This window comes from Ferrimonas sediminum, from assembly GCF_900100175.1.
Classification (GTDB): Bacteria; Pseudomonadota; Gammaproteobacteria; order Enterobacterales; family Shewanellaceae; genus Ferrimonas; species Ferrimonas sediminum.
The window spans coordinates 96535-102785 of record NZ_FNEM01000017.1 but is presented as its reverse complement, the minus strand read 5'-3'; the positions used below and the strand labels follow the sequence as shown (position 1 = coordinate 102785).

The window sequence follows — 6251 nt, the reverse complement described above, 5'->3', positions numbered from 1 at the left end:
GTGGCATCGATAACCAAATGGGCAACCGAGCCACGACAGGGGTTTCGGTACTTAACTTCGACCGTCTTAGCACGCTTGCTGATGCTGCTGTAATCCGGGGACTTTAGCGGCACACCCATCAGCTCAAACAATGAGTTAATGAAGCCCTCGGTTGCTCTCAGGGACAGGCCAAAAATCCCTTTAAGCATCAAGGCGGTTTCGATGGCTGAGTCGCTGTATTCGAAGCCCCGGCCTCGGCCACCGTGGTATTCCTGACAGCGCCACTTACCGACTGCATCTTCATCAAGCCAGAAGGTCAGTGAACCTCGGTTGACCAAGGCATCGTTGTACTGCTTCCAGTTGATGATCTTGCGGTTCGACTTGCTCATGACATTACTCCCGGATTGATGGTCTCGGGATCAGATCAACGAACTGTCAGATGGTTCCCCAGGATTTGTTCAACAACGCCCAGTGGCGACGCCGGTTCTTACGTCGAAGACGGCGCCGGCAAACACCCCCTGGATATCGTCCAGCCCCATCTGCCGCTAGGATCGATCACCGTGATTGAGAACGAGGCCTTATCGTTTACCCTAGAGGTAGACCTGCGCCACGCACTGCTACTTGATGATGAGGGTAGTTACACCCTGGATATTCATGGAATGCGGTGGGTTGATAACCGCTACATGGGCCACCTCAACGGCGTGGTGGACGAAGCCCTAATCAATGACTGCGAGGCAGACCATCCTGGACTTGCGAATCAAGATGGTTCCTTTATTCACGTGGCTTACCTTTACCCCCAAAGTACAGCCATTGAAACCATGGATGACATTGCATTAACAGCCGAGACAGGCAAAGTGTTACCAACCACCACAGCGCCAATCTATCAAATGCACGATGGTAACTGGCACTTCCAGGTCGGCTACCTGGCAGAAGGCGAGTATCAGCTAGGCTACACCTGCCTTGGCCACCTGGATCAACCCAGCAGCAATGAAGGTGCCGACAGCGACTTCAACATCTATGATGACGGTGGTGCCATCACCATCAATAGTGGTCCTAACGGCGGCTACAACAATAACTGCCAGATGGGGCAAGGCGGTTACAGTGGCGGTGGCCATGGTCACGGCGGCGGAGGTCGCGGTTAAGCTACTTATAAGCGCAGCCTTTAAGCTGCGCTTTTGAGTCTTGACGATCTGAACGTTCGTAAACCTAACCAGTAAAGTAAACTTTTTGAGAAAACTAAACTACCAATATCCTATTAGGAGCCTGCTATAGCAAAACATAATTGGTGCACCTTTTTGTCAGGTCGGTCGACAAGCAGGCCATTTGACATTTCCACTCTAACAAACCATTTCCGCCCCTCACCTCGGTTCATCAAACATATTGGCATTTATGGAAATGGGGGCTATTCACCTCATGACGGTTGTTGAGTCGACAGTATTACTTCGCTAAGATTTTGAGCCAGACAATATGTACATTAATCCGCCGTATACTTCTTCGATGCTGGTATCTTGAAACTTACATCTAACTTGCTGGCATGTATCGTTTCTGAAATAGTTCTCCGTCAACCCGAATGGGCTAGACAGCCAAACAAATAGCCTAAATAGCCAAGTCGGCCAGTGACTTGGATACTTCCCATCAACTACAGAAATCCTACCACCTGGCGCGATCGAGCTCGCCATCTTCTCGATAATGAACTTTCGGTCCTCCAGATACCCAAAAACTCCTGTCGCAATAATTCCATCCATGCCTGCTGGAAAGTCAAATTTCGATATATCAGAATGAACTAACTGGACATTCCCCCAGCCTGATTGGTTAACTCTCTCCTGGGCACAAGACAACATTTCCGAGCTAAAATCAACCCCGACCAGGTGTCCTTCGCGCCCAATTTTTCTCATAAGAAGATCAAAATTCAAACCCGTGCCACAACCTAGGTCAAGAACACAATCTCCCTTTTTTAGTTCTAGTAAATCAACGGCTTTTTCTCGATAACGTTCAATATCAAGACCGATCAACCGATAGAGCCTTACTGCCAAATCGTATTTTTTAGCGTACTTTTGATACGCAGATTCTACAATTTCCTTCGAGACCGCCATATTCACCTCCCTTCACCTAACTATAGAAGAAGCCCACTGTTATTGTATTGGGAAAAGATAACGAATCGCTTCGACTTCCTGTGACGACTTTATAGCTGACATTTTGAAGGTTACAACCGCATGTTGGCTCGACTAACATTCGGTGCACTGATTGCGTGCAAGAAGTGATTATGGTTAATGCCTTTTCACGCATGGTAGCAATGAAATATGAACTGGTACCGATGGGAAAACCGGCCTTTCACGGCGATGCCTGTCGGTAACCGGATTCGGGCATTGTTGATGTCGCTGCCTTGAATGATGCCTAGCTCCTGACATGAAAAGCCCCGGCGTTTGCCGGGGGGCCTTCGGTATACCACCGCCTGTGCGGCAGAATCGTTGACCTTCGAAATGCTGGATTGCAGGAGAGTATTCGAAGTGAAAGCAAGCGTCGAACTCGAGCGAGGATTCAAGCGTCAACACGCGGCCCATTTTAGGGCTGGCGAAACGAAAGAGATTTTTAACCCGAGAGTAGCCGAGTTTGCGCCGATACATCCGCTGACGCCTTCAATGTAGGATTTCCACATCAAAACGTAGCCTATGCAGGCTTTAACTGCCAGTTATGCAGCTTATTGCTTCCGCTATGCAGACTTATGGATAAAGCGACACACTTAGCTTGCTAATTGGTGACACCCCCAGCCACATCCCGGCACATAAGTCATACGCTGCGGTTGCTCCCTTCCGGGCCTGGCCGAGTTCACGTACTATTATTGCGAGAGGACCGGGGGCATCATAGACATGTGCCCCGAAGGCAGGCGCATTATCGCTAATGCACCCGTTGGTTGCAAGGGGCGGATGCGCATTGCCGTGCGTTTGCACAAGCTTTAAGCAAGCCCCTTACTCTATCGCCATACCAAAGCCGCTTTCACAACAGCCAGATAGGACTAAAGGGATGATGCCGGACTCGGAGCCGGCCTGCATCACCCCGTTTCGCTTACCAGAGTATCAAAGACAGTAGGTAGATAACGCCGATGGCAATGATATTAATCATGATGCCAGCCCGCATCATCTCACTCTGCTTGATGTAGCCGGCACCAAACACAATGGCGTTGGGCGGCGTCGCCACCGGCAACATAAAGGCGCATGAAGCGGAGAAGGCGATCACCATCGACAGCATCACCGAGGAGATTCCCAGGGCTTCAGCGATAGAGGCAAACACCGGCACCAACAGCGCCGCGCTGGCGGTATTACTGGCAAACTCCGTCAGCAATACCACAAACACCGTGGTAGCGAGTACAAACAGCGCCATGTGCGAGGAGCCAAACAGATCGGTAATCTGATGCGCCATGAAGACACTGGTACCGGTGGCCTTCAACACACCGCTCAGGGTCAAGCCACCGCCGAACAGCAGCAAGACGCCCCAATCGGTGGTTTTTTCAATCTGCTTCCAGTTCACCAGCCTGAGGATCCCCAGGGCACCAACGGCACTCAGCGCCACGAAAGTATCAAACTTGGCAATGCCCCCCAAAGCCGCACTCAGAGGCTTGGAGAAGATCCAGGCGCTCACGGTCAGCATAAACACCAGCAGGGTGCACTTGGCATTCGGGGTCAACTGTCCCGCTGCCGCACGATAGCTGAAGCTCTGTTTCAGATTTGGCTTCAGGAAGAAATACAGGGCACCAATGGCCAGCGGCCACAACAGCAGTACCACCGCAATGCCATACTCCATCCACTCAAAGAAACTCAGCCCCACTTCTGCCGCCGCAATGGCATTCGGCGGGCTGCCGACGATGGTGCCAATGCCACCGATGTTGGCACTGTAGGCCACGCCCAGCAGCACGAACACATAGGTGCGGTGGTTATCCTCTTTATCCAATTGAGACAGCATACCCAGCGCCAGAGGCAGCATCATCGCCGCCGTAGCGGTGTTACTGATCCACATCGACAGCAGCGCGGTAACGCTAAGCAGCATCAGGGTTGCCACTCCCAGTCGGCCGCCGGCCATGTTGATCACCTTGCCGGCAATCAGCTTATCGATGCCCTGGGCATGCAGGGCCGCCGCCATGACAAAGCCACCAAAGAACAAAAAGATGATCGGGTTAGAGAAATTCGCCATCGCCGCCGGCATGGAGAACACCCCGAGGGCCACCGCCAACACCGGCACCAGCAGAGCAGTAATGCTGATGTGTATCGCTTCGGTGAGCCACAAAATGGCCACACAAACCAGCATGGCCAACCCTTTGTTGATTTGGGCGTCAAACGGGAGCCAGGCGATCAACGCGGCAAACAGAGCCACGTCAGCCAGCAAAATGGCCATCTTGCGATCCATTAAGCTGCTGAAGAAGCCAGGCTCAGTCACGCCCTGTGACTGTGTGATGTCGGACATAAAATTCCCTTAAACCTAGTGTGTTTTTTATTAGATTAGGGGAGCAGAATGTGATCAAACAAGAGTGCGGATCCTGAAACTGAGTTCCAGAACCCGCTGCCCCACCGCACCGTAACAACGGAATTGAAAGTGGCCATAGTGAGCGCCAACGGCGTTATCACTGTGCGATTAGACCAAAGTCGAACCTTGGCCACTTGTGATTTTCTTTCAAAAGTCCCGAGATTTCCGATTTTTGTTGCTTACCCCAAAAATCAGGTTCGCGATCAGGATCACGAGGCACCAAACCCCGCAGGCGATCAAGATCACAAAAAATCACACTGTGACTCACAAAAGATGACCTGCAACAATCACAAAAAGTCACCTTGATGCAGATAAAACTCAGCTAGCTTCTCCTAAGTGGGTACTCGGAGGTATCCACGACCACCCTAAACCGAATAGAGGAATAAAGGACTATGCTGAAACTCTTTCTGCTTATAGCAGCGTTAATGGCTGCCCCCGCCCTGGTGTTCGCCGCGGACGAACCGGCTCCAGCCCCGATGGACACGGTTACCGAAACCATCAACATCAATACCGCCAATGCCGAGCAACTGGCCAGTAGCCTCAAGGGGGTGGGCACCAGAAAAGCCGAGGCCATCGTCGCCTATCGCGAACAACACGGCCCGTTCACCGAACTGGCCCAACTGGCAGAGGTCAAAGGCATTGGTGAGCAGATCATCACCGCCAATAATGACCGCATTCAATTCTGAACATCGACGCTGCCTATGCCGGTCTCGGTTTGAATCTGTTTAAGCGATGGTCGTACAGACCATCGCTTGTTGTGGCCTGGCGACTCGACGCAAGGGATGAAATCCCCGCCCAAAACGAATAAGATCGCCGACGGTATTCATACTCCATCCAAAGGACACAGCCCATGCAGACTCGCTCAGTCAAGAAAGCGGTCATTCCTGTTGCCGGACTTGGCACTCGCATGCTTCCTGCCACCAAGGCCATTCCCAAAGAGATGCTGCCTGTCGTGGACAAGCCTCTGATCCAGTATGTGGTCAAAGAAGCTATCGAAGCCGGCATCAAAGAGATTGTATTGGTCACGCACGCCAGTAAGAACTCCATTGAGAACCACTTCGATACCAGCTTCGAGCTGGAGGCCACACTGGAAAAGCGGGTAAAACGTCAACTTCTGGACGAAGTGCAGGCCATCTGCCCCAAAGGCGTCACCATCATGCATGTGCGTCAGGGAGAGGCCAAAGGGCTGGGTCACGCCATTATGTGCGCCAAGCCTCTGGTGGGCGACGCGCCGTTCGCCATTATTCTACCCGATGTACTGATCGATGACGTCGCCAGTGATCCGAAGAGGGACAACCTGGCCGATATGGTCAACCGTTACGAACAGGACGGCATCAGCCAGATCATGGTGGAAGCGGTGCCCGAGCAAGAGGTGTCCAGCTACGGCGTTGCAGATATCAATGGCGTCTCTCTGGCCGAAGGAGAGTCCACCGCCATCAATGCGCTGGTGGAGAAACCGGCCATTGAAGACGCACCATCAAATCTGGCGGTCGTGGGTCGCTACGTGCTGTCTGAGCAGATCTGGCCACTGCTGAGCAAAACGCCTCCAGGTGCCGGAGACGAGATTCAGCTAACCGACGCCATCGACATGCTGCTGGCCCAGGAGCAGGTCAATGCCTATGCCATGAAGGGCTGCAGCCACGATTGCGGCAGCAAACTGGGCTACATGATGGCCAATGTGGAATACGGCTTGCGCCACCCATCATTAAAAGATGATTTTAAAACCTACCTGAAACAATTGGTTGACCGTCTATAAG

The 6251-nt window shown here is 52.3% G+C and carries 6 protein-coding genes and 1 other RNA gene; 3 read left to right on the top strand and 4 right to left on the bottom strand.

Going from position 1 to position 6251, the window contains the following annotated elements:
- Positions 1 to 368 (bottom strand): transposase (locus BLT77_RS16395; RefSeq protein ID WP_143026662.1); only part of this gene is annotated, 368 nt, incomplete at its 3' end.
- A 171-nt stretch (positions 369 to 539) separates the two neighbouring features.
- On the opposite strand from BLT77_RS16395, the gene BLT77_RS16390 reads away from it, so the two are divergent.
- Positions 540 to 1121, top strand: a complete 582-nt coding sequence (locus tag BLT77_RS16390; protein WP_090367405.1) for a hypothetical protein — start codon at positions 540 to 542, stop codon at positions 1119 to 1121.
- 303 nt (positions 1122 to 1424) lie between these two features.
- Here BLT77_RS16390 and BLT77_RS16385 read toward each other — a convergent pair whose 3' ends face one another.
- The 3 genes from BLT77_RS16385 to BLT77_RS16375 all read right to left on the bottom strand — a co-directional run bounded on the left by BLT77_RS16385 (position 1425) and on the right by BLT77_RS16375 (position 4377).
- The gene (locus BLT77_RS16385; protein ID WP_090367403.1) at positions 1425 to 2072 is read right to left on the bottom strand and encodes a class I SAM-dependent methyltransferase; all 648 of its coding nucleotides are present in this window, start codon (positions 2070 to 2072) and stop codon (positions 1425 to 1427) included.
- A 666-nt stretch (positions 2073 to 2738) separates the two neighbouring features.
- Positions 2739 to 2835: signal recognition particle sRNA small type (ffs, locus tag BLT77_RS16380), an RNA gene on the bottom strand.
- A 207-nt stretch (positions 2836 to 3042) separates the two neighbouring features.
- On the bottom strand, positions 3043 to 4377 hold the full coding sequence (locus BLT77_RS16375; RefSeq protein ID WP_245709976.1) for a DASS family sodium-coupled anion symporter: 1335 nt from the start codon (positions 4375 to 4377) through the stop codon (positions 3043 to 3045).
- A gap of 509 nt (positions 4378 to 4886) precedes the next feature.
- Between BLT77_RS16375 and BLT77_RS16370 the strand changes: the two genes are divergently transcribed.
- Together BLT77_RS16370 and galU are read left to right on the top strand one after the other, a co-directional pair.
- Positions 4887 to 5180: a ComEA family DNA-binding protein gene (locus tag BLT77_RS16370; protein ID WP_090367399.1), complete on the top strand. Its 294-nt coding sequence runs from the start codon at positions 4887 to 4889 to the stop codon at positions 5178 to 5180.
- A gap of 164 nt (positions 5181 to 5344) precedes the next feature.
- Positions 5345 to 6250, top strand: a complete 906-nt coding sequence (galU, locus tag BLT77_RS16365) for a UTP--glucose-1-phosphate uridylyltransferase GalU (RefSeq protein ID WP_090367397.1) — start codon at positions 5345 to 5347, stop codon at positions 6248 to 6250.
- The last annotated feature ends 1 nt before the right edge of the window (position 6251 follow it).